At 33.1% G+C, this 23,029-nt stretch carries 24 protein-coding genes; 19 read left to right on the top strand and 5 right to left on the bottom strand.

Features of this window, described 5'->3' with window-relative positions; translation table 11 throughout:
- Nucleotides 1-80: 80 nt before the first annotated feature.
- From tssD to ACWGOQ_RS19555, 4 genes are all read right to left on the bottom strand, one after another.
- Nucleotides 81-467 (bottom strand): type VI secretion system tube protein TssD, encoded by a 387-nt coding sequence (gene tssD / locus ACWGOQ_RS19540; protein ID WP_452060217.1) that lies wholly within the window; start codon nt 465-467, stop codon nt 81-83.
- A 256-nt stretch (nt 468-723) separates the two neighbouring features.
- Nucleotides 724-1,599 (bottom strand): TssN family type VI secretion system protein, encoded by an 876-nt coding sequence (locus tag ACWGOQ_RS19545; protein ID WP_452060218.1) that lies wholly within the window; start codon nt 1,597-1,599, stop codon nt 724-726.
- Complete coding sequence (locus tag ACWGOQ_RS19550) at nt 1,596-2,519, bottom strand: hypothetical protein (protein WP_452060219.1); 924 nt, start codon at nt 2,517-2,519, stop codon at nt 1,596-1,598. The genes ACWGOQ_RS19545 and ACWGOQ_RS19550 overlap by 4 nt, the downstream gene beginning before the upstream one ends.
- A gap of 32 nt (nt 2,520-2,551) precedes the next feature.
- Complete coding sequence (locus tag ACWGOQ_RS19555; RefSeq protein ID WP_452060220.1) at nt 2,552-3,175, bottom strand: C40 family peptidase; 624 nt, start codon at nt 3,173-3,175, stop codon at nt 2,552-2,554.
- 200 nt (nt 3,176-3,375) lie between these two features.
- Between ACWGOQ_RS19555 and ACWGOQ_RS19560 the strand changes: the two genes are divergently transcribed.
- Genes ACWGOQ_RS19560 through tssO form a run of 5 tightly spaced genes read left to right on the top strand, consistent with a single transcriptional unit; the run spans nt 3,376 to nt 8,399 of the window.
- Nucleotides 3,376-3,807 carry a GPW/gp25 family protein gene (locus tag ACWGOQ_RS19560; RefSeq protein ID WP_452060221.1) on the top strand — a complete coding sequence of 144 codons (432 nt, stop codon included), beginning with the start codon at nt 3,376-3,378 and terminating at the stop codon, nt 3,805-3,807.
- 8 nt (nt 3,808-3,815) lie between these two features.
- Nucleotides 3,816-5,651, top strand: a complete 1,836-nt coding sequence (locus ACWGOQ_RS19565; protein ID WP_452060222.1) for a type VI secretion system baseplate subunit TssF — start codon at nt 3,816-3,818, stop codon at nt 5,649-5,651.
- Nucleotides 5,652-5,674: 23 nt separating this feature from the next.
- Entirely contained in the window at nt 5,675-6,664 is a 990-nt protein-coding gene (locus ACWGOQ_RS19570; RefSeq protein ID WP_452060223.1) for a PKD domain-containing protein, read from the top strand.
- A gap of 33 nt (nt 6,665-6,697) precedes the next feature.
- Complete coding sequence (locus tag ACWGOQ_RS19575) at nt 6,698-7,855, top strand: hypothetical protein (protein WP_452060224.1); 1,158 nt, start codon at nt 6,698-6,700, stop codon at nt 7,853-7,855.
- Nucleotides 7,856-7,880: 25 nt separating this feature from the next.
- Entirely contained in the window at nt 7,881-8,399 is a 519-nt protein-coding gene (gene tssO / locus ACWGOQ_RS19580; protein ID WP_452060225.1) for a type VI secretion system TssO, read from the top strand.
- Between the two features lie 98 nt (nt 8,400-8,497).
- Here tssO and ACWGOQ_RS19585 read toward each other — a convergent pair whose 3' ends face one another.
- On the bottom strand, nt 8,498-10,306 hold the full coding sequence (locus ACWGOQ_RS19585) for a M61 family metallopeptidase (RefSeq protein WP_452060226.1): 1,809 nt from the start codon (nt 10,304-10,306) through the stop codon (nt 8,498-8,500).
- A gap of 399 nt (nt 10,307-10,705) precedes the next feature.
- Here ACWGOQ_RS19585 and folE point away from each other — a divergent pair, with 399 nt between their 5' ends.
- From folE to ACWGOQ_RS19655, 14 genes are all read left to right on the top strand, one after another.
- Entirely contained in the window at nt 10,706-11,404 is a 699-nt protein-coding gene (gene folE / locus ACWGOQ_RS19590; protein WP_452060227.1) for a GTP cyclohydrolase I FolE, read from the top strand.
- A gap of 34 nt (nt 11,405-11,438) precedes the next feature.
- Entirely contained in the window at nt 11,439-12,068 is a 630-nt protein-coding gene (locus tag ACWGOQ_RS19595; RefSeq protein WP_452060228.1) for a flavin reductase family protein, read from the top strand.
- A gap of 516 nt (nt 12,069-12,584) precedes the next feature.
- Nucleotides 12,585-12,737 (top strand): DUF2256 domain-containing protein, encoded by a 153-nt coding sequence (locus ACWGOQ_RS19600; protein ID WP_452060229.1) that lies wholly within the window; start codon nt 12,585-12,587, stop codon nt 12,735-12,737.
- An 18-nt stretch (nt 12,738-12,755) separates the two neighbouring features.
- Nucleotides 12,756-14,057, top strand: coding sequence for a DASH family cryptochrome (locus tag ACWGOQ_RS19605; RefSeq protein WP_452060230.1), 1,302 nt, complete (start codon nt 12,756-12,758; stop codon nt 14,055-14,057).
- A gap of 3 nt (nt 14,058-14,060) precedes the next feature.
- Nucleotides 14,061-15,593, top strand: coding sequence for a cryptochrome/photolyase family protein (locus tag ACWGOQ_RS19610; protein WP_452060231.1), 1,533 nt, complete (start codon nt 14,061-14,063; stop codon nt 15,591-15,593).
- Complete coding sequence (locus tag ACWGOQ_RS19615) at nt 15,583-17,061, top strand: cryptochrome/deoxyribodipyrimidine photo-lyase family protein (RefSeq protein ID WP_452060232.1); 1,479 nt, start codon at nt 15,583-15,585, stop codon at nt 17,059-17,061. The genes ACWGOQ_RS19610 and ACWGOQ_RS19615 overlap by 11 nt, the downstream gene beginning before the upstream one ends.
- A 5-nt stretch (nt 17,062-17,066) precedes the next feature.
- Nucleotides 17,067-17,345: a TIGR03643 family protein gene (locus ACWGOQ_RS19620; RefSeq protein WP_452060233.1), complete on the top strand. Its 279-nt coding sequence runs from the start codon at nt 17,067-17,069 to the stop codon at nt 17,343-17,345.
- A 3-nt stretch (nt 17,346-17,348) separates the two neighbouring features.
- Complete coding sequence (locus tag ACWGOQ_RS19625; protein WP_452060234.1) at nt 17,349-17,753, top strand: DUF2452 domain-containing protein; 405 nt, start codon at nt 17,349-17,351, stop codon at nt 17,751-17,753.
- A gap of 352 nt (nt 17,754-18,105) precedes the next feature.
- Nucleotides 18,106-19,233, top strand: a complete 1,128-nt coding sequence (locus ACWGOQ_RS19630) for a DUF4198 domain-containing protein (RefSeq protein WP_452060235.1) — start codon at nt 18,106-18,108, stop codon at nt 19,231-19,233.
- Nucleotides 19,230-19,907, top strand: coding sequence for a HupE/UreJ family protein (locus tag ACWGOQ_RS19635; RefSeq protein WP_452060236.1), 678 nt, complete (start codon nt 19,230-19,232; stop codon nt 19,905-19,907). The genes ACWGOQ_RS19630 and ACWGOQ_RS19635 overlap by 4 nt, the downstream gene beginning before the upstream one ends.
- A gap of 783 nt (nt 19,908-20,690) precedes the next feature.
- Nucleotides 20,691-21,545 carry a helix-turn-helix transcriptional regulator gene (locus ACWGOQ_RS19640; protein WP_452060237.1) on the top strand — a complete coding sequence of 285 codons (855 nt, stop codon included), beginning with the start codon at nt 20,691-20,693 and terminating at the stop codon, nt 21,543-21,545.
- A gap of 91 nt (nt 21,546-21,636) precedes the next feature.
- Nucleotides 21,637-21,999 carry a hypothetical protein gene (locus tag ACWGOQ_RS19645; RefSeq protein ID WP_452060238.1) on the top strand — a complete coding sequence of 121 codons (363 nt, stop codon included), beginning with the start codon at nt 21,637-21,639 and terminating at the stop codon, nt 21,997-21,999.
- Nucleotides 22,000-22,001: 2 nt separating this feature from the next.
- On the top strand, nt 22,002-22,496 hold the full coding sequence (locus ACWGOQ_RS19650; RefSeq protein ID WP_452060239.1) for an anthrone oxygenase family protein: 495 nt from the start codon (nt 22,002-22,004) through the stop codon (nt 22,494-22,496).
- A gap of 112 nt (nt 22,497-22,608) precedes the next feature.
- Complete coding sequence (locus ACWGOQ_RS19655) at nt 22,609-23,013, top strand: DUF5367 family protein (protein ID WP_452060240.1); 405 nt, start codon at nt 22,609-22,611, stop codon at nt 23,011-23,013.
- The last annotated feature ends 16 nt before the right edge of the window (nt 23,014-23,029 follow it).

A 23,029-nucleotide genomic window follows, 5' to 3' on the forward strand; every position in this document is an offset into this window, starting at 1 on the left:
AGAGGAAATGATGATGTAAGATAAGAAAGGGAGTGAAAAAACCACTCCCTTAATTTAAATCTTATATAAAACGAAATGAATTATACCCATTCGTTTACATGTTCTCCATTTCCTACAGAAATTTCTCTCGCAGAAAGTTGTATTCTTTCAACCATTGGATTTTTTCCAGTAGCGTCAAAGCTTTCATTAAATTTTACTGCGTAAGCATCTGTGAATTTTAATTCCTTGGAAGTAGCTTCGGTATCTCTCTTCAAGAATACAATTGATCCGCTTCTCATTTCAAAGTTATTGAACATCCAATCAGATAAGCTAGTGTCAGATGTAGATTCTACTTCAATCGAAATCATACCACCTCTAGTAACAGAGGATGGACGACCTGTAGCATCAGTTTCTTGAGATAAACCATAGTTACAACTTAATACGTTGTACTCTTTTCCACCTACTTTTAATTTTGCTTTAAAAGACATAATAAATAATTTTTTAGATTAATAATAATAATAATGTATAATTATAAATGTAACTTGTACAATGTAAAGATAGCAAAATATACGTAGATGTATAAAATAGCATATCTTTAAACGCTGTGAAATCAGTAAATTAGGAAAGAAAAAGACTACACTGTTTTCAGGGAAATTGCACTTTGTCGTGAAGTTGATCTAATAAAGAAAAGATCTTAACGAGCATTTTTTGAAATAATTTTAACAAAATTTTAACTAAATTTTACTATGCTCTCTTGCAGATGATGACGTCATTTTCTTTGATGCTGTTTCCTTCTATAGTTCTAGTGAAGTCGATATGGCTTTGTATTCCTATCCAGTTCGGTTTGGTATAGAAAATCCATCCATAAGGGTTATTTTTATCATCAAGAAATTCAATTTCTCCTTCAGGATGTCTATCATTATAGTCATTGATGAAAAAGTAGAAAAGCTTGCCAAACTCCATTTTTTCTGGTGCCTTTAGTCTAAAGTTGCTTATCTCCTGGATATTTTCTCCTTTATTAAATTCAAAGGAAATGACCAAAGGGTTTGCCAATTCCTCTTCTTTAGGATCTTTCATCTTCTTGTCAATAGGGTAGAACCACTTCTTATATATAGGTACAGGAATAGATACTGCAAATTCATATAACTTGACCACCATAATCGGAATCAAAAAACAAATGGCTGATGCCGTGAAAATATATTTGTATTCTGGTTTATAAATACCAACAACCAACAGAAAGGTAATAAGGCCAATAAAAATGGTAACGATAGTGTACAAGAATTCTGGCCAGAAACGAGTAGGATTATCATCTAATAAATTGGGAAAAAATTTACGCATAGCAAAAACGTGTAACGATCCTAAGCATAAAAAGATAACTTGAAACCCTATGAAGTTGTTTAGAGGAATATCATTCAGAACTTTTTCATTACTAAGCAATGCTGTCGCAGCAAATAATAAAAGAACTACCAGCATATATAGCAGGAATTTCTTTTTATTTTTGACAAAAAGTTTCTTTAATCCGGCAACAACTCCCATCAGTATAACACTAACGGCTAATAATATTATTCCCACTTTAAAAAAATCAGCATGTATTGCTGCAGATTGTAATATCAAATTCATATCATAGTTGTTAGACCCATTCTGGGACTGTTAGTCTCTTTTAATACAAATGTTTCTTGGTTACTTGCGTATGTTATATTAATTTTAGTATCTATTTCCATAGGGATAAAATAGTCGCAAAAGATAGCAATAAATTTTTTAGTAACACCACTTGCTACATACTTATCAATATTTTTTTCGTCTACTGGACCTACAGTGATTTCCCAACAAGGGTAGGAGATAATGGTCTCTTTTAGTTCTAAGACGAGATCTACTCCTAATTGTTGATCGGTAGCTATAGTATTAGTGTTTTTATTTACAGTTTGGTATTTTTTCTTAATTATAACTTTCTCATTTATAATTTTTTCCAGACTTAACGCGGTAAGCTCGATCTCCCCGGATATTTTGTGAACATACGGTAATAATTGTAAAAGTTTGATGCTATAATCTCTAGGGATTTCAGGATCTAAATTCCAGAAATTTAAAAGAAAATCGGTCTTTAAATTAGTGAATTCATTAATTAATTTTCTTTCGTTTTGCTCTATGGTTACTTTTTGGGTAAAAAACTCGTTTTCCAGAGGAGCAAAGAAAGAACGTGCATCTTTTTCCTGTTTTTTTTGTTTTTGATGTAATTCAGTGTACGATAAATTACTTTTGGATTTTACAGGTTCGTGAAAAAGGCCTTCGGGTAAAGTGTCGTATAAACCGTTTCTGGCTAAATTGAACTGTAGTTTATCTGTATTACTGGAATAAGAATCGACCTTGAAATTTATTACATCTCTCCTGTACGATCGAGAAAAAGTACTTTGATTAAAGATATCTATATCAGTTATGTCTAAGTCAGAATTTTCTAAAATCTCTGTAACAAAAATTTCAGCTTTTAGACTTTGATAAGTACTGATTAGTTCTTGGTAAACTTCTTGTACTTGGTCGTTGCTCATTCGTTTAGTTGGTATAAAGAATGTTAATTGGTTTAGTTTTGAGTGGTATTGTTTGTAAACTTAGGCTTTTTTCCTCCAGCTACAAACATTTTTCTCCAAGGGTGTTTTTTCAAATTACTAATTTGTACTCCATTTCCTCCCATATTTCCTTTTCTAGAGGTGGAGTGAACAAATCTATCGTTACCAAGATAAAACCCTACATGCGTTATATCACGAAACTCTGATCCCTTATTATTAAAAAAGATAAGATCTCCTTGCTTTAAGTTGTGTAGTCCTTTAAATTTATTTGTGTCCGGTGCATCAAATTGTTTTTGAGCAGTACGTTCAATTAAATTACCATAAACATCGTGAAAAATATACTGTGTAAAATAAGAACAATCAATACCATCTCTAGTATTACCCCCAAGTTTATAGGGTGTATTCATCCAATCATCTATAAATTCAAATAAGGGAACATTATCAATTTCTTTTGGAGAAACTCCAAGAATAGCTCCATATTTTTTCTGAATTGGTAATATCGCATTCTGTTTAGCTAACGCGATTGAATCTCTTCTTGCTTGTGCTAATGCCTCTTGTTCTGCTTTCTTTGCGCCCCCGCAACTCATTGCCCCAACAATAATAACAAATAAAATTATTGCTTTATAAAATGTATTCATGTGTAAAATAAAATTTAGACAAATATAAAAAACTTATGGTTATTTTCTACGCTACAGGTGCTGATAACACTAAAATAAAATGAGAAAATAAGAGATTAGCATTTTTTTGCTTACTTTCTTGTGTTATGAGACGTGGATAAATAAAATCTTTATTAAATTGCGTTTACTAAAAGGGTTATGTACGCGCACAAATTATCATTATGGTTACTTCTTATTATAAATTGCCGTTAGATACTTTTGGGATTGTTAAAAATAAGGAAGTCGAAAACTATGACCTTAAACAATCCATAGTAGGTTATATTCATTTGATTACCACTTCATATTTTGGGGAGTGTACTTTTGACCAATCTTTTGGGTGCTCTATTTGGAATGTAGATTTTGACAACCTGACAAGTACCAATAAGCTAAGGAATACAATTTCTGAATCTTTGGTAGAAAGTATTGTTTCTCAGGAAAAAAGACTAAAAAAAGTCGCTGTAGAGGTTGTTATACAGCAAGAAGAGTTTAAAAACAGAGGAAGTTTAAATAGAATTAAGAAACGTGTTGATATAAAAGTAAATGGTGTGGTTAGTAGGACTAATGAATCATTCTCTTGCCTAGAAAGGTTTTATATCGCTCCACTTTCATTTTAATAGGGTTTATGAGTGCAGAAAACAAGGTTCAGATTAAGAACAGAATGATTAAAAAGGCGGCTTCTCTTTGGGGAGTTTCTCCTAATGAAATAGAAAGCTCTTTTGATCCGGTAGTATCTTTACTCATTGCAGCCTGTGCGTCTGAAATAGAAAAAATTTCGAGTGAAATTGATAATTCTCAAACAAGAATAACGGAGCGTTTAATTCAGTTAATGACACCAGAAACTTTGTATGGCTCGCGTCCGGCTCATGGCATTGTTTATACAGAACCAATTGAAAAAAAGACCGTGATTACTCCAGAGCATTTATTGTACTATAAAAAGCGAATAAAGGCAAAAAATGCAAGTAATGAATTAAAAAATATATATTTTTCTCCAATTCAAAAGAGTCAACTTATAGATGCTTCTATCAGTAAAATGATATGTGGTAACAAGATTTATGATGTAGAAGGAAAGAGAAAAATGATGAGTTCATTAGCAATGAAAAAAGGCAATGTATTGGCTCCATCTACATTATATCTCGGAATCAAATCTAATCAGGATAAAATTCCTTTGAAAGATGTATCGTTTTATTTTGAGTTGTTGGACGTTCAGGAAAACGAGCTTTTTTACCACCATCTTAAAAACGCTGAATTTTATTATGAAGAGAAGCGTTTTGAGGTTACTCCAGGTTATTTTAATAGCGATATTTCCGGACGTATAAATCTAGAGTCTATATTTAATCAAAAACCCAATAAGACTAGAAATATTGAAGAACAGGTTAAGAAGCTTTATAAAAAGCACTTTGTTTCTATAAAGTCAAATATTTCGTTACGGTCTAATGCTAAAATACCAGAAGAATTTTCTAACTTTATGAATGAAAAGGATCTTGAGGAATTATCCGATTTGAATTGGGTAAAGATTGAGTTTCCTAGGATAATAGACGATATCATTCTGGATAGTGTTTACTGCACATGCAATGCGTTCCCTGCGTTAAATAGAAAATGGGAAAGTATATCGTATCAGTTGAAAGATTATATTGATATCGTGCCGATAAGTACCCAAGAGCTTTTTCTTGATATAAAATCGATTTCTAATACTTCTGGAAAAGAGTATCGGTTACGAGAAAATGACTCATCCACGGATGATAAAGGTACTTATGTAGTTCGAAGAGATAATGTTAGTAAATTGGATTATAGAAAGGCTAGAGAATATTTATTACATTTAATAGAATTATTAAAAGATGAAAGCGCGTCGTTTTCTTTTTTTGGAAATGACTTTTTGCAGTCTAACATAAATGAACTCAATCAGAATATATCTCTTTTAGAGAAAAAGGTTTCTGATATGAAAAAGTCTTCAGAAGAGACCAATTATATTTCGGTAAAACCTTACAAAAAGAAGGATACATTATTAGTAGAATATTGGGTTACAAATGGTGAAGATGCAAATCAAATTAAATCTGGTAATACGCTTAACATTTATCAGGGAAGTGATTTGAAGCAAAAAGGAAGCCAGTTTTTGACCTCTACATTTCAAGGAAAAAACAACCTGGGAATGGAAGAAAGGCTGAATGCATATCGCAGAGCGTTGTTATCCAGAAACCGAATAGTAACCAGAGAAGATGTGAAAGCCCTTTGCTATGAATTGTGTAGTAATAAGGTAAAAGAGGTAAAAGTCTCTAAAGGGTTTAAGACAGATATTCATATCGCAAAAGGACTTATACCTTGTATTGAAGTAATGCTTTTTGCCAATGAGAAAGAAACAACTCCTTCTGCTGAATGGAATTCGTTAAAAAGTAACATTATGTCTGTTTTGGAACAACAATCTTTGAACATTTTTCCATACAAGATTATCGTAATTGAATAATTATATTTTGAAAACAAGTCATTATGAAAACATCAAATAACAAAACAAATTATCATTTAGATAAAAGTGTCATATTGTTTTTTATAATAACAATATTAGTAACAGCAACTGTTTTTGCTTTTAAGTATGTTAATTATACTCCTTGTATGATTGTTGATTTTTCGTTCAAGGATACTGAATTTAGAGTAGATGAATCTATTGAATTCGAAGATAATACAGTTGGAGCGTTGGAGTGGAAATGGGATTTTGGTGATAGCACAGCTATAGATACCAGAAGAAACCCATATCACACATACAAACAACCAGGAGCGTATAATGTGTCTTTAATCGTTAATGGTAAATGTCCTAAAATTAAGAAAATAACTGTCTTAGAGAAAAAAGAAGTATTAGACCCGTTGAAAAAGGCTAAGTTTAAAATCCTTACACCAAAAATCAGAGTGGGAGAAAAACTAAAAGTAGAAGATAATACCTTAAACGCAAAAACATGGGAATGGAATTTTGAGGATGCTCTAGGAGCTACTTCAAAAGAAAAAGATCCAGAATACATTTATAGTACATCAGGAAGGAAAACAATTACTTTAATTGTTAATGGAGAGCTTAAGTATGCCACTACACAAACCATAGAGGTCTTACCTAAAAAAGAAGAAAAGATTATACGAGATGAGACAGTGGTTAGAGATGTCTCTAGCATACCGATTGATCCGATTGGGGCGGATCCAATTGCCGATGATCCAAAAGATAAATTTAAAGCACCTTTTATTACCGAAAAGTCCTTTAAAGCCAAATTAATCCTTGTGTCAGCTAAAAAAGCAAGTGCAAAAGATTTTAATGATTATTTATGTAAAAATCTTGATTTACCAATCATAGTGAACCGAAAGAGAACTACTTTTATTGAGTTTTGCGAAAAAATAAAAGGAAAGGGCATTAAAATAAAAGAATTAGAGTTAACTCGTGAAGAAAACAATTGTATAAAGAACATCGTGGTTGATTATAGGAAAACAAGTTTATTTTAATTGAATGTTCTACAACAAGTATATTTTAACAATATGGAATTAATAAATAAGAGTCATCATCGTGTCAACTGGATTGACGGTATGAAGATAAATAAAAATCACTTTATTGAAGCTGATAACGCATTTACTAATTTTTCGCAACTTATAGGTTCTAAAGATATCAATGGGATTAATTATGGGTTGTTGCCTGATTTAGCGGGTGATGATGCAGTGGATATGGTGTTTTCTATGGATGGACAAGACACCATAAAGGTTCAGCTTAATAGATGTCGAGCGGTTACTAAGGGAGGGTATATAATCAACATCACACCAGAAATATCTTCTTCCTTAGAACAAAAAGGAAGCATTATTAATACAGAATATAATATCAATCGTACCGAAGAAGAGTGTTATATTGTGCTTAGTGTGGATCCTTATGGGAGAATTCCTGTAGGTGATGCAGATCCCGAAGAAGAGCCTCCAAGACACCCGTTTGTATTACCAGATTATAGGTTGCATGTGGTCAACTTGGCTGAAGCTAATGAAGAAGAATTTGGAAAACATCATATTACGATAGGTAAAATTGAGTTTACAGATGGTATAGCTTCTTTGGCAGAAGATTTTATACCTCCGTGTGTTTCTATTCAGAGCCATCAGGATCTTCGATATATTTATACAGAAATCCATACATTTTTTAATGCGATAGAAAAATATTCTATGAATATTATTCAGAAGATATATCAAAAAAAGCAGTCAAATGAGCTAGCGACAATGGTGATGACCTTAACTAAGAATACGTTGCAGTATTTAGGTGGAATGCTACCAGAGTTTAGATTGTACGATAGACATCTTCCTCCGGTTACTATGATCACAAAACTTATGGCATTAGCCAGAGTCATAAAAAACAATATGGATGTTTATGTAGGTACAGGAAAAGAAGAGCTGTTAAATTATCTTTCGGATTGGTGTGATCTCAATCAAGGTGCTTTTGAGAATGTTTTGGTAGAAATGATGGATTTAGAGTATCAGCATACAGATATTAATAAAGCCTTGCACAATGTGTCTAGCTTTACTAAATTGATGCTTTCATTATTCAAAAAATTAAATGAGCTTGATTACATTGGGAAAAAATCCGATTCTAATATCTTTGTTAAAGAAGAAGTTATTGCGAAACCAGACGTTAAAAACAGACGCAGTTTCCTACTAGATTAATGTATGTTAAATTATAATTTACAAAATGAAACCAAAAAATAGTAAAGAAAGAAGAAATAGTATTTTAAAATTTGCCTTATTGTTTTTATTTACAGTCGCATTAATTGTTACGGCATTCTTTTTCGATTTTGACCGAGTTCCGTTATGGGATAATAAAGTGCTTAGAGAAAGCTTGTCGTCTGTTGAGGGGGACGTTAGATTTCAAAAAGATTTTTCTAAAAGTATGTTTAAAATAGAAAAGTTGATTGATTCTCTTAACAGACCTGGCAAAAAAGAAGATCTATATTATATTAACAGATCTTTGGAGTCGGAAATAGGCGATCTAAGTGAAACGATTGATCCTAAAGATACTACGTATCGATATAAGATGTATGTGAATATCGTTAGTTCTTACAGGCAAATTAAAGAAATGAAGGCGTTGCTTTCTAAACAAGAGGAAGAGTTTAAAAAACTGGAAGAGTATAAAAATGCGCTGCGGGAAACCAGAGAACGATTAGAAAGAGTTCAAAGTGATCTGGACTTAATGAGAGCTAGATGCAGGTAGTGTAGGAGCGTTGATTAAATTAAATTTTATTAATATTTTACAACAAAAAAGTCTATGAATATTCATAGACTTTTTTGTTATAAAATATTTTTACGCTTTTATTTAGCTTTCAGCCAATTTTCTCTTTTCAATAGTGCTTTCTTACTAGGTTTAGAAAATTGAGTAATTTCTACTTCAGGACTAACATCAAACCTGATTAACACTTTTTTCTCTTCGCCTAACCTTCTATACACCACTGTGGCTTTTTTGTTCGGTTTATATTTACTTAAAACTTCATTAAATTGATCAATATCAGAAAAAGATTGATTATCAATAGCGATGATTATATCTCCTTTTTCTAAACCTGCGGTATAGGCAGGTGTGTCTTTCTTCACATATTGTGAAATGATTGCATTATCATCATCATTAAACGCAATATCTACGCCTAGATAGGCTTTCTTGCTGTCTGTTTTGGGATAGATAGCTACAGATCCTAAGAGTTTTTTAAAGTCAGGAATTTGACTATCAAAAATATAATTTTCAAAGAAATCATCCGCAAATGATTCTCCAGCATATTCTCTAAGTGTAAAAAACAAATTCTCTATAGTATATGGGATTTCAGTTTTACCATATTTAGTCCATACTAGCTTTAGATAATCATCTAAATTTAAATCATCCTCATCTCTTAACGAAAGATCCAGAGCAAGTGCTAACATACTTCCGTAGGAGTAATAAGATATAAAGGTGTTACCCTTGTTAGTAGGGTCTACAGATGTAGCCGCATCCACAAACGGGGCTTGATAACTCATTTCTATCGGGTTAAAATACTGTAGAGCTGGAGAATTCCATACGTAGTTATAAGTAGTACTAAGTCCAGCGATATATTCATCTGGTGTAATGATACCAGCTCTGCAAAGAATAAGATTGGTATAGTAACTGGTAAATCCTTCGGCAAACCATAACTCGCCAGACATATTTGCTTCTTCAAAATCAAATGGCTCTAACGAGATTGGTCGAATACGTTCTACATTCCAAGCATGAAAAAACTCATGCGATACAGTACCTATGTTTTTTTCCATTCCACCGTCTGCCAAGCTTCTTGTGCTTGTTAAAACGGTTGAATTGCGGTGTTCCATACCATCACCAGAAACATTTGGCATATAACAAGCAAGGAAAGTGTATTCTCCATAATCAAAGTTAGGATAATCTCCGAAAACTGCTTTTTCCTGTGCTACGATTTCTTTTATTTGTTCAAAATATTGATCTGCTTCTTCTTCGGTTCCCTCGTGATGTAGTGCCAATTTAATAATATATTCCGTGCCACCAGATTCTACAGTAAATTCTTTTAATATATGGTTACTAATTTCCGCAGGACTATCCATGAAATACTGCAGATTAGGGGCTAAAAATTTGTTGCCGCCCAAGGGGATTAGCTGAGTAGCCACATCCCATTTACGATCTTCACGGACTAAATAAGTTACTTGCACTGGACGGTCTTTTAACGTAGGTATATACATAAACGTTGCAGGCATATTAAGATGAGCATGTGTTTCATCAATTTGTGAATACGTCCCATCTCCTTGGTCTGCAAACAAAGTGTAACTAACCTGAAGTGTGCCGTCATGACCAGAAACATCCCACTGATGAGGGTTAGGCCTTGTTACCGTAACATCTTTTCCTTTGCTGTCAGTAATTTTAACATCATAAACGTTTTTTGCAAATTCGTGGAGTGCATATCTACCAGGAGACGTTCTACTCATTCTAAGAGAAATAGTACCACTTTGTAAATTAGAAAATACTGCTGTAATTTTTGCTTCGTGATGTACAGCGTTTTCAAATGAAATTTGGTATTCATTCCTCACCTGAGCATATCCAGATGTTACAATAAATATAGAGAAAAATAAAATAAAAAATCGAAAGGATTTCATCAAAACAGTTTTTTGGTTAAAAGATTCGTGCTTCTATAGTTGACAAAAATAAACATAATTCGTCACCAAAAAGCAATTAGGAAAGTTCGATCAATTTGTGGGGCCCAGAAATGACGTAAAATAAAACTTTATATCATAACAGAAGTCAAAAATACAACAAAGTCTTTATTGCACAAATAATCATAATGGAAATCGATCATTACTCTAAAAGACCCGATGAATTCAGGAAATAATACTTGAAAAGTTAGTCAAGTGTTAATTTTTGTTTAATGAATGATGTAAATAGTTAAACAATTATGTAGCTTTGATCATAAACATTTATGAACCGTATTAATAACGTGCTATTAATCTCATAGAGTCTTGTTATAGTTACATTATCAGTATACAATAAAGAATTGAATGAAAATAGAAACAGAAACATTGTTAGAGCATAGTGGGTATCATTTTAATGATTTTTCTTTTGAAGAAATAGGGGATGATCATATTAGTACAGGAATGGAGACGCCATTAAAAAATAATGCATTTGATATATCGGATACCGAAAAAAAAGAGCGTATCGCTAAATTGTTTGCTGAGATTATGGATGTTATGGGACTAGACTTAACCGATGATTCGCTAAAAGGGACTCCAAAGCGCGTTGCAAAAATGTACATTGATGAGATCTTTTCAGGATTAGATCCAAAAAACAAACCCAAAGTAGCATTGTTTGATAATAAGTATCAGTACAATCAGATGCTTGTGGAAAAAAACATCACTTTTTATTCTAACTGCGAGCACCACTTTGTTCCAATAATTGGTAAAGCACACGTTGCATATATTTCTTCAGGTAAGGTTATTGGTCTGTCAAAACTTAATAGGATTGTGCAATATTATGCAAAACGCCCTCAGGTACAAGAAAGATTAACAAATCAAGTTGCCGCAGAACTTAAACATATTTTGAAAACAGAAGATATTGCAGTAATTATTGATGCAAAGCATCTGTGTGTATCCTCCAGGGGAATTAAAGATAATACTTCTGCTACGGTTACTTCTTATTATGGAGGTGCTTTTAATATGCCTGATAAAATTGCAGAGTTACAGAACTATATTAACGATTGATTTATTTAATTATAAAAAGTTATTTATATACACTATGCATTTTACACAACAACAGATCGAGAAAATGGATCGCGTACAGCGCTTAAAAATTATAAATGCTGTATCGGGTATCAAACCGGCAAATTTGATCGGTACTATCTCTGATAATGAGAAAACCAATGTTGCTATATTTAGTTCAGTAGTTCATTTAGGAAGTGATCCCGCTCTTATGGGGTTTATTATGAGACCAGTTGGCGAAGTTCCTAGGCATACCTACGAAAATATAAAACAAAATGGTCAATACACGATCAATCACATACACAGATCATTCGCAAAAAATGCACATTATACTTCTGCTAAAGTGGATAGAAATATTTCAGAATTCACGCGGTGCGGCTTAACAGAAGAATACATTTCTCAGTTCAGGGCTCCTTTTGTAAAAGAAAGCGAGCTTAAAATAGGTTTAGAGTTTGTAGAAGCAATGAATATTATACATAATGGAACTATGTTAGTGATTGGCGAAATAAAACATTTAATAGTACCAGAAAGAATAACTGGAGAACATTTGGATTTGGATTTAAGTCTTATGGATACTGTTGGTATTTCTGGCTTAAATACCTATTATGCTCTAGAAAAAATAGCAGAATATCCATATGCAAGAGTTCAGGAAATACCTGATTTTTAGTTTTTATGGTGTTCATCTTAACGAGATTATTAGTTGATTTTGGATTGATAGTGTTGATATGGTTAGTACAACTAATTATTTATCCCGGTTTTAGTTATTATCAAAAACAGAATTTAATTAATTGGCATCAAACATATACATTTCGCATAGGAATTATCGTAATGCCATTAATGATCGGGCAGCTTGCATTGAGCATTATCAGATTGTATAAGACTTTGGATTTTTATCATACAGTGGATTTAATTCTAATTAGTGCAGTCTGGCTTTCTACTTTTTTACAATTTGTACCAATGCACCATCGTATCTCTAATGGAAGGATCGACAGGAAACTAATGAACAAATTAACTTCCCTTAATTGGTTACGAACGTTTTTATGGACTTTGGTGTTTTTGTGGAATTTATTTATAAACTTCAAATTGTATTAATCTTTTCCTGAGCATTTAATTCGTGTTAAAATTAATTTACCACCCTGTTTTTGTTTAAGTTTTTTGTAAATTGTTTAAACAATATTTGAATATGAAAAAATCTAATCTTCCTGTAAAAACTTGTGTAGTGTGTGAAAGACCATTTACATGGAGAAAAAAATGGGAAAAGGTATGGGACGATGTAAAATATTGTAGTAATAGATGCAGAAATAATCGAAACAAAATCGATGTAACATATGGGTAATATTATCTGATTGAGACTATGAAAAAGACAGCACTTATTTGGTTTAGGAATGATTTAAGAATTAACGATAATAACTCTCTATACAAGGCTTCGAGCGAACATGATGACATACTTGCTGTATTCTTTTTTGACCCTAGACTATTTGAAAAAGATTCGTTCGGATTCAAAAAGACAGAGAAGTTTAGAGCTAAATTTCTTATCGAAAGCGTTACTGAATTAAAAAAAAACCTGGGCAATCTGAATATAACATTGTGCACTTATTTTAAAAAACCCGAAAAAGTGTTACCGCAGCTTGTTAATGATTACAATGTAGACAATATATATCTACAAAAAGAGTGGACCTCAGAAGAAAAAGAAATATTAGAAAAAATCAAAAAAAAAATAAAGAATCCAAATATTAAATGGATACAGTCATATGATCAATTTCTATTTCATCCTGATGATATTCCCTTTAATTTTGAACGAATACCACAAGTTTTTACAAAGTTTAGAAAGCAATGCGAGAAGCAGGTAAGAGTACGACCAGAAGTTCAAATTTATGCCAGATCTCCTGAGAACCTCACTAACATAACTACCAAAATACCTACCTTATCAACTCTTGGTTTTGATGCTTTCGAAACAGATTCCAGGACGGCATTCCCATTCAAAGGAGGGGAGAGTTGTGCTTTAAAACGGATGGAGGATTATTTTTGGAAGACCAATAAGCTCTTATATTATAAAAAGACTAGAAATGGCTTGATAGGAACTGGTTACAGTTCTAAGTTTTCTGCCTGGTTAGCTAATGGGTGTATTTCTCCCAGAACGATCTATCACAAGTTATGCTTATACGAAAAAGAGGTTGAAAAAAATCAAAGTACGTATTGGTTAGTTTTTGAATTGATTTGGAGGGATTTTTTCAAATATGTATCCCTAAAACATGGCAGAGATCTCTTTAAATTAAATGGAATTCTAAACAAGGAATATTCTTGGTTAAATGATGAACACGAAATTAATAAATGGATTGCAGGAGAAACTAACGAACCTTTTGTAAATGCTAATATGATAGAGTTGCGCAATACCGGATGGATGAGTAATCGAGGGAGACAAAATGTTGCATCTTATTTTGCAAAGGAACTGAAACTGGATTGGAGGATAGGAGCAGCATATTTTGAATCACTACTAATTGATTATGATGTCCATAGTAATTATGGAAACTGGCAGTATATTGCTGGGGTGGGTAATGATCCAAGAGATAGAAAGTTTAATATAAAACTCCAGTCAGAACGTTATGATCCTAAACAAAGGTTTCAAAATCTTTGGCTTCAACCAAAATTATTTTAAAATATGACACTACGGTTACTACTTGGCGATCAATTAAATAGTAAGCATTCCTGGTTTACCAATAATCAGGAGGACGTTTGTTATTTTATGGCAGAAATGCGTCAGGAAACAGATTATACAACGCATCATATACAGAAGGTAGTAGGTTTTTTTCAGAGTATGCGCAACTTTGCTTATTGGTTAGAAGAAACAGGTCATGATGTGACTTATTTCACGATAGATAATAAAGACAATCAGCAAGATTTGGTGGTCAACCTAAAAGAAATTATTAATAAAAAAAAGATTACAAAGTTTGAGTACCAGCTTCCAGATGAATACAGACTCGATACGCAATTGAAAGATTTTTGTAATCAGTTACCTATAGATACTCAGGTATTTGACACGGAGCATTTCCTAACTTCAAGAACTGACCTTTCTGACTTTTTTAAGGGTAAAAAACAATATACAATGGAGTATTTTTATCGTGATATGCGGAAGAAATATGATATTATGATGCTCACCAAAAAAGACCCGGAAGGTGGGAAATGGAATTTTGATCAGAGTAATAGAAAGAAATGGAATGGAAGCCCTGTTATACCGGGAAAGAAGGATTTTCGTAAAGATGTTACAGCATTGGTAGCACTTATTGATAAAGAAGGAATCAAAACGATAGGCAATATAAAAGAGAAAGAATTTAATTGGCCAACATCCAGAGAAGAGTGTTTATCTGTGTTAAAATATTTTTGTGAAAACCTACTCGTACATTTTGGAGATTATCAGGATGCAATGCATCCTGATGAGAAATATTTATTTCATAGCAGATTATCATTTGCTATGAATACCAAAATGCTTCACCCAACAGAGGTGATCAATGAGGTGATAACTTATTGGAGAACAAATAAAGAGGATATTGATATTTCTCAGGTAGAAGGGTTTGTACGGCAGATTTTAGGATGGAGAGAATATATGCGCGGAATGTATTGGGCAAAAATGCCAAGATATCAACAGAGAAATGAGTTAAACAATAACAATACTTTACCTGGTTTTTACTGGACCGCAGATACCAAAATGAATTGTATGAAGTCTTCAATCAGGCAAAGTTTAGACGAGGCTTATGCCCATCACATTCAGCGTTTAATGATTACAGGTAATTATGCGTTATTAACAATGACCCATCCGGATGAAGTCGATCAATGGTATTTAGGGATTTATATCGATGCGATAGAATGGGTCGAAATAACAAATACCCGTGGTATGAGTCAATTTGCAGATGGGGGCTTGGTTGCTACAAAACCATATGTTTCTAGTGGTAGTTACATTAATAAAATGAGTACTTACTGTAAGGGTTGTCATTATAAAGTAAGCAAAAGACACGAAGAAGATGCTTGTCCTTTTAATTCCCTTTACTGGAATTTTCTAGACGAAAAACAAGAATACTTTAAAGATAATCGACGAATGTCCATGATGCTTAATATGTTGCACAAAATGGATAAAGAAAAATTGCATAAACTAAAAGTAAGAGCGAATCATATTATAGACCACCCTAATGAGTATTAAGAAGGAACATATCAATATTGTCTGGTTTAAACGCGATTTGCGGTTACATGATAATGAAGCTATCTATAATGCAATAGCAACTGATACACCAACGTTACTACTGTATGTTTTCGAAAATTCACTGAAAGAAGATAAACACTATAGTGAACGTCATTGGAATTTTATAAAACAATCCTTAAGAGACATTAATTCTCAATTGGTACCATACAGAACAAAAGTTTTATGTGTGTCTTCAGAAGTAATTCATGCAATAGGGATTTTACAACAATTCTGGAAAATAGATCAAGTGTTTTCTCATCAAGAAACGGGTATTAGGCTTACCTATGAAAGAGATAAAACATTTTCACGTTTTTGCAAAAATAATCTTATCCAATGGGTTGAAAACCCTAATAATGGGATCCATCGAGGACTACAAAATAGAGAGCACTGGCGAGAGGATTGTGAACATTATATGAATCAACCCCAATTTCAATATAGCCCAAAACCAGGTAGTTTTATTCCAATTGAAAAAATAGAAGAACTCGAGAAGGTTTTTAGTATTGTCACTTTAGATACAAGGTCCAATTTAAATTTTCAGTACGGAGGAACCACAAAAGGATATGAGTACTTATCCTCTTTCTTTAACGGACGTTATAAAAATTATAGTTTTCATATATCCAAACCAGCACTTTCCCGTAAAGGGTGCAGTCGGCTTTCTCCGTATATAGCCTGGGGAAACCTTTCTATTCGACAAGTCTGGCAATATGCTATCAAACAGCGTAAATCTGCCAAAAATAAAAAACAAATTGATGCTTTTACATCGCGATTGCAATGGCAAGTTCATTTTGTACAGAAGTTTGAGATGGAAGACATTATGGAGTTTGAAAGTATTAATAAAGGATACCGAAAATTGAAGAAACAAATTTCTGAAGCATATCAGATAGCTTGGAAAGAAGGCAAAACAGGATATCCCTTAGTGGATGCATGTATGCGATGTTTAAAAGAAACAGGATATATAAATTTCAGGATGAGAGCATTAGTTGTCTCGTTTTTTACGCACAATCTATGGCAACCTTGGCAGGACGCCAGTGCACACTTATCCAGTATGTTTTTAGATTTTGAACCTGGAATTCATTTTCCGCAATTACAGATGCAGGCAGGAGAAACTGGAATTAACACATTAAGAATTTATAACCCCGTTAAAAATAGTATAGAGCACGATCCGGATGGAGTTTTTATAAAAAAGTGGGTTCCCGAGTTGAAAGACATTCCTATTGCTTATATTCATGAACCATATAAAATGCCTCCATTAGAACAACAATTCAATAGCTTCGAATTAGGTAGGGATTATCCATTTCCAGTTGTTGATATAAATACAACCCGAAAAAAAGCAAGTGATACTTTATGGCAAATGAAAGATGATGCATTAGTAAAAAAGGAAGGATATCGAATTTTAAAAAAACATACATTACCAGATAGAAAATCATAAATAAAATGGGAAAAGAATTGACAATGAGAGATATAGATAGAGTAATAGAAATGGCCTGGGAAGATCGAACACCATTTGATGCTATTTTGATGCAATTTGGTTTAAAAGAGCAAGAGGTGATCAATCTTATGCGAAGAGAAATGAAGTCATCAAGTTTCAGGATGTGGCGTAAAAGAGTTCAGGGTCGAAAAACAAAACACCTTAAAAAGCGTATTTTTGAAGAGGGAAGATTTAAATGTTCCCGGCAAAAACAGATTACGCATAATAAAATTTCAAAAAGATAAATGATGAGTGATAAAAAGCCAGATCAGGTAGTGTATAATGAAGAAGACAAGCGGTATGATGCAGCATTAAAACCATATGCCACAGATGTGGGCGCACCTTCGATTACCATTCCTGATACTGTAGCCTGGAAAAATACTAACGTTCATAAAGTAAATAAACAAGTAAAAGCTAAGTATGATGAACTGAAGGATCAGTTTGATATTTTGATGGAGCAGTTTGAATACAATAATCTAGTGTATAATGCCAAATTTACTTTTGAGCCTATTGTAGGAGAAATTTATCATCTCTATAGAAATAGAAAAGAAGAACCATTTTTGTCGATCATCGCTCCATCTGAGTGTAGTTTTGATCATGTAGGAACGTTTCGGTTAAATGCAGAAAAAATGTGGGTACGGTTGTCATCCTAGACAGAAGTTTCAATTATCTTTTAAGTGAAGCTAAGTTTTTTTTTGAGAAATAGAGGCTATCAACATTTCCCCTTGCTTTTAAGATTTTAGCGAAAGCTATATTTTATTGCTGACACCGTATCAATTCCTTTTTTGACCAAAAAATTATGATCTTTGAGCTGTAATCATAGTCGTACATTAGATCCTAATCATACAAAATCTTAAATGAAAGCTGTTTTGATTTCTATAGATATGTCGTATACTGCATAAAATTAAGTTTTCATGACTGTCGTATCTTCTCAATAATTACAATTTATCTCAACAATAATATTTATTTTTGAATGTATTTTATATCATTAGACAATCGATTTTTATGAAAAAACATGTATTTGGAATTCTCTGTATCCTGCTCCTATGTAGCCACGATATGTACCTTAAAATGGACAGTTATTTTATAACCCCTAATCAGGATGCTGTTATAAATCTTTATAATGGCACATTTGACAAAAGTGAAAATATCATAGATCGTAACCGAATGTTGGATGCCAGTCTAGTAGGTAATGGTGAGCGTATTAAGGTTGATGAAAAACAATGGATTGAAAAGGATAGTATTACAAAGCTCTATTTCAAATCTGGTAACGAAGGAACGTGGATTGCAGGAATCTCTACGAAATCCAGAAATATTGAGATGGATGCTAATGACTTTAATAGCTATCTAGAACACGACGGTGTAAAAGATATGCTTCAGCAACGGACTGAAGACAGTACATTAAATACAAATGCTATCGAAAAATATTCGAAGCACGTAAAAGCGATTTTTCAAGTAGGTGATAAACGAACAGCAGACTGGCAGACGGATCTGGGTTATCCTATAGAGTTTATACCGCTTAGTAATCCATATAATGCTCATACTGGAGATACGCTTCGGGTGAAATTATTACGAGATGGTCAACCACTTTCCAACCAATTGGTATATGCCGATTACAAACCGTCAAAGCAAGGACATTCTCACGGAGTTGAAGATCATTCACACAACCATACTGAACAAAACCACACTCATAAAAATTATGACAACAATCATACTCACGAGGAAGAAAACCATTCGCATTCTGATGAACAGGGGAGAGAAGGACATACTCACGAACACTCTCTAGAAACTGATTCTCATGTTCACAGTGATGAGGAGAAAAACGTCTCCCATACCCATACAACTGGACAAGAGCTAAGGACCAATGATGAAGGAATAATCTCAGTAAACTTAAGCAACGATGGTATCTGGTATATGAGAACTATTCATTTAGTAACTACTGAAGAAGAGGGACTAACTCACGAAAGCAATTGGGCGACTCTAACCTTTGAAGTTTCACACGCCCACGACCATGCAGACACTGATCACAAACACAAAGAAGGCTTTCCAACGTATATATTCTGGTTACTAAGTATAGTAATTCTTGGTGGACTTTTTTTCTGGTATAACAAGCGTAAGAAAAGTAGTTTATGAAGTTAAAAATTAGCGACTTGCTTTTAGCGGCTCTACTTCTGTTTCCTCTCATATCCTTTGCACACGGTGTAAGTCCGTCAGATCAAGCCATTCTAGATAATGGTGGACTGCTTTCTTATATTTACGTAGGTGGTAAACATATGGTCACTGGATATGATCATCTTTTATTTCTTACTGGTGTCGTGTTTTATCTTTCTGGTTTTAAAGACATTGTTAAGTTTGTAACACTATTCACCATAGGACACAGCATTACTTTAATAGGTGCTACATATCTAGGTGTCAAAGCAGATGAGCATCTTATTGATGCATTAATCGCTATAAGTGTTCTCTATAAGGGGTTTGAAAATTTAGGTGGTTTTGAAAAGCTTAAAATAAATTCGCCTAATTTGTTAATTATGGTACTTGTTTTTGGCCTAATTCACGGACTAGGTCTTTCCACGCGACTCCAGTCTTTTGATGTAGGTACAGAACAATTCTTAACTAAAATTATTAGTTTTAATCTCGGTGTTGAGTTTGGGCAGATCCTGGCCTTAATCCCTATTGTCTTATTAATTACACTATGGAAAAAACACAATAGTTATGATGCCTTTTACAAAGCGGCTAATGTTTATTTGGTGATTGCAGGTATTGGTCTTTTTATATATCAAATCTATGGTTATTATACTGCTTCTTAATTACACTTAATGTTTGTTAGCCTGCTAGTTTGTTAAACAGAATTGTAGAGGAAAAATGAAAAGAAATTATTCTCATTTAGAGTGAGCTTCTGTGATTATATTAGTAAATAATTTTACATATTCTCAAATAAAGTAGACTTTTTTTAAGCAATATAGCATCCTATCGACATTCTATATAAATACGTAAAATCTATTATATGAGCATACATAAGAAAAAACTCAACTTCTATTTAGAAATCGAGCTTTATTATCCGCGGAGAAAGTGGAACTATCCATTATGTTTAAATATACTGATAATCATATAGACAACTTTATAAATATTATAATTACGTACCTAATTACACACCTATTTTTCAATCGATTGAAATACAGTAATTTACAGTGTGATTTTAACGTAATATTATTTTAACCCGGATATGCATTAGAAAATCTATTACATTGGTGAGCCACTTCAAATACTGATGTTTCAATTCTTTTTGTAATTTCACCGTAGCCGTGCTACGCTAAAATCATAAAAAAGCCATTATTTATTGGGTCTCAAAACTTCATTACGAAGTTCCAATGCACAATCCGGGTTTAATTTCAAAATCTGAATAAATTATTTTGAAACAAATTGGGCTCAAAATTATTTTTGCATTTTCTTAAACTTTAACATTTTAAAAATTATTTCCACCGAGGGTTCGAATGTTTTTTTTAGGGTTTGAGAGTAGTCCAAAAGTTAGATTTTAATCTCACCTATGAAATTTAGTGGTCATTTATTTTTCTTAAATTTATACAAGATTTATGACTAGAGATTTTATCCATATTAACGATTTTATAATTCTGGTGGAAGAAGCTAAAGCTACTTCCATTGAAGTAGATGCTTGTCACTTTGAAGAACCACTTATTGCCGTAGCATTTTATGGTTCGGGGAATGTACATTTGGCGGTTAACTATAACGAAACGAGCAAAACATTCCATCACACAAAGGGTTTAGCATTGTCGTTTTATGCAGATGATAAGGTAGAATTTGAGCATACCATTTCACCAAATAAAGACCTTGAGTGTATTATTATTGCAACAGCCATAAAGAATATAGACCAACTACCAAATCAAGAAGGCGAACTGTTTAAAGATTTACTTCAAGAGTTGGTGAACCCTAAAGACAATTATGTAGAAGGACCGAGTTTTTTTATGACACCAGAAATGGAGCGTATTGTAGCTGCTATTTTTGCGAACCAGTATTCTGGAAAAACCAAAATGATGTTCTTTAGAAGTCAGATTACAGCCTTGCTTTCTCATTTCTTTGGTCAGCTAGCGCTACTACACAACGAAGATTCAAAAACCGAATATCGAGATAAGTTGAATGAGGTAAGGGATATTTTAATTTCTAATCTCGAAAACCCTCCGTCTCTCACCGAAATTTCAAAACAAATAGGATTGAATGCAACCAAGCTTAAAAAAGAATTCAAAGCGGTTTTTGGAGTTCCTGTTTTCAAATATCTTCAAAATGAACGCCTTTCTACGGCTCATAAGCTTATAAGCGAAGAGCAAACCACAGTCCAAGAAGCCGCTTGGCAAGTGGGTTATGATAGTTTGAGTTCTTTCTCAAATGCTTTTGCTAAAAAATTTGGCTACCGCCCTAGTCAAATCAAATAATGCACTTTTCAGACAAATCATACTTCTTTTCGAATAAATGAATCAAGCCACATAGTCACACCTTTGTATCATCAAACAATAAAACTATTTGATGATGACAATACTTGTGCAACTTATAATCGCATTTTCCGTATCACTCTTCAATGATTCTAAATCTATTTATGAATTCACTGAGACAGTGACCTTACAACCTCAATTGTATGTGTCGATAAGAGCAATCTCGGATACTCCCAAAGAGAAAGCTTTTCAAATTCTAGAGAATAAATGCAATGTGTGTCATAGCAAACGTAACAGACAACGTGTCTTCACCGAAGACAATATGAACCCTTGGGCAGATGATGTCTATAAACAAGTATTCATTAAAAAAAGAATGCCAAAAGGAAAAAAAATCAAACTTACTTCACAAGAATATCAAGATTTACTAACGTGGGTTTCAGCCACACAAAACAAATAATTATGGAACTGTCTATCAAAACGTACATTCTATTATTTAGCATTTTATTCACGGGATTGACTGCAGGTTTATGTTTTACTTGGTCTAATGCAGTAACTTCAGGTATTGGAAGATTAGACGACTTCAACTTTTTACAATCCTTCCAATCAATGAACAGAGCCATTATAAATCGAGGCTTTTTAATAATCTTTTTCAGTCCCTCGATTCTTCTACTTGTCAATGTATTTCTGTTTAAGAATGCAAGTCAAGGTGCATTCGTATCCTTTCTAATAGCGGCTATTTTATTCTTGGTAGGTGTGGGCTGGGTAACGATTTTTAGGAATATTCCACTTAATGAACTATTGGATACTATAATACTCGAAACAGCTACTAAAGTTGAGCTAGCGGATTTAAGAAAGACATTTGAACAACCTTGGAATCGTTGGCATATGGTACGTACGGTATGTTCTTTTACATCATTTGCCTTATTGTTAATGGGATTGGTTTACGATAAATAGTAAGAATCATTTATACGTTTTTGAGAAATCGAGCCTGCGAGATTCACGATCTCAGGACGAGCGGAGCAGCAAAGCGGAATCATAAAACTAATAATCAGAAAAACGAACAATTATGAAATTAACAAGAACCATTGGCTTCGGCCTGTTTATTTGGATAATCGGAGTGATGTTATATGCACTATCCTTTTATGTGCAAATTATTGAAAATGCAGAACAACAAGCTAATCTATGGCTATCAATAGTCATCATACCTGTGGTTTGGTTTGGAGCAAAGTTGTATTACAAGAAAGGCATGAATCCCCACGGAATTTGTGTGGGTTTAGTCTTTTTTATTATATCTGGAATTTTAGATGCACTCATAACCGTACCATTTACAGTACTGCCTTATGGAAGCACATATTCTGATTTCTTTATCGATTTCGGTTTTTGGTTTATTGGATTTGAGTTCATTGCAACAACAACCTTGTATTGGTATATCAAAGTATTCAAAAAAGAGAATTCAACTCATTTAGTATAAAAAGTAATAGCAAATG

It is taken from the genome of Aquimarina ulvae (assembly GCF_053613295.3).

Coding starts and splice junctions, on each gene's coding strand:
- tssD (WP_452060217.1), bottom strand. CDS start 467: ATGTCTTTTAAAGCAAAATTAAAAGTAGGTGGAAAAGAGTACAACGTA.
- ACWGOQ_RS19545 (WP_452060218.1), bottom strand. CDS start 1,599: ATGAATTTGATATTACAATCTGCAGCAATACATGCTGATTTTTTTAAA.
- ACWGOQ_RS19550 (WP_452060219.1), bottom strand. CDS start 2,519: ATGAGCAACGACCAAGTACAAGAAGTTTACCAAGAACTAATCAGTACT.
- ACWGOQ_RS19555 (WP_452060220.1), bottom strand. CDS start 3,175: ATGAATACATTTTATAAAGCAATAATTTTATTTGTTATTATTGTTGGG.
- ACWGOQ_RS19560 (WP_452060221.1), top strand. CDS start 3,376: ATGGTTACTTCTTATTATAAATTGCCGTTAGATACTTTTGGGATTGTT.
- ACWGOQ_RS19565 (WP_452060222.1), top strand. CDS start 3,816: ATGAGTGCAGAAAACAAGGTTCAGATTAAGAACAGAATGATTAAAAAG.
- ACWGOQ_RS19570 (WP_452060223.1), top strand. CDS start 5,675: ATGAAAACATCAAATAACAAAACAAATTATCATTTAGATAAAAGTGTC.
- ACWGOQ_RS19575 (WP_452060224.1), top strand. CDS start 6,698: ATGGAATTAATAAATAAGAGTCATCATCGTGTCAACTGGATTGACGGT.
- tssO (WP_452060225.1), top strand. CDS start 7,881: ATGAAACCAAAAAATAGTAAAGAAAGAAGAAATAGTATTTTAAAATTT.
- ACWGOQ_RS19585 (WP_452060226.1), bottom strand. CDS start 10,306: ATGAAATCCTTTCGATTTTTTATTTTATTTTTCTCTATATTTATTGTA.
- folE (WP_452060227.1), top strand. CDS start 10,706: ATGAAAATAGAAACAGAAACATTGTTAGAGCATAGTGGGTATCATTTT.
- ACWGOQ_RS19595 (WP_452060228.1), top strand. CDS start 11,439: ATGCATTTTACACAACAACAGATCGAGAAAATGGATCGCGTACAGCGC.
- ACWGOQ_RS19600 (WP_452060229.1), top strand. CDS start 12,585: ATGAAAAAATCTAATCTTCCTGTAAAAACTTGTGTAGTGTGTGAAAGA.
- ACWGOQ_RS19605 (WP_452060230.1), top strand. CDS start 12,756: ATGAAAAAGACAGCACTTATTTGGTTTAGGAATGATTTAAGAATTAAC.
- ACWGOQ_RS19610 (WP_452060231.1), top strand. CDS start 14,061: ATGACACTACGGTTACTACTTGGCGATCAATTAAATAGTAAGCATTCC.
- ACWGOQ_RS19615 (WP_452060232.1), top strand. CDS start 15,583: ATGAGTATTAAGAAGGAACATATCAATATTGTCTGGTTTAAACGCGAT.
- ACWGOQ_RS19620 (WP_452060233.1), top strand. CDS start 17,067: ATGGGAAAAGAATTGACAATGAGAGATATAGATAGAGTAATAGAAATG.
- ACWGOQ_RS19625 (WP_452060234.1), top strand. CDS start 17,349: ATGAGTGATAAAAAGCCAGATCAGGTAGTGTATAATGAAGAAGACAAG.
- ACWGOQ_RS19630 (WP_452060235.1), top strand. CDS start 18,106: ATGAAAAAACATGTATTTGGAATTCTCTGTATCCTGCTCCTATGTAGC.
- ACWGOQ_RS19635 (WP_452060236.1), top strand. CDS start 19,230: ATGAAGTTAAAAATTAGCGACTTGCTTTTAGCGGCTCTACTTCTGTTT.
- ACWGOQ_RS19640 (WP_452060237.1), top strand. CDS start 20,691: ATGACTAGAGATTTTATCCATATTAACGATTTTATAATTCTGGTGGAA.
- ACWGOQ_RS19645 (WP_452060238.1), top strand. CDS start 21,637: ATGATGACAATACTTGTGCAACTTATAATCGCATTTTCCGTATCACTC.
- ACWGOQ_RS19650 (WP_452060239.1), top strand. CDS start 22,002: ATGGAACTGTCTATCAAAACGTACATTCTATTATTTAGCATTTTATTC.
- ACWGOQ_RS19655 (WP_452060240.1), top strand. CDS start 22,609: ATGAAATTAACAAGAACCATTGGCTTCGGCCTGTTTATTTGGATAATC.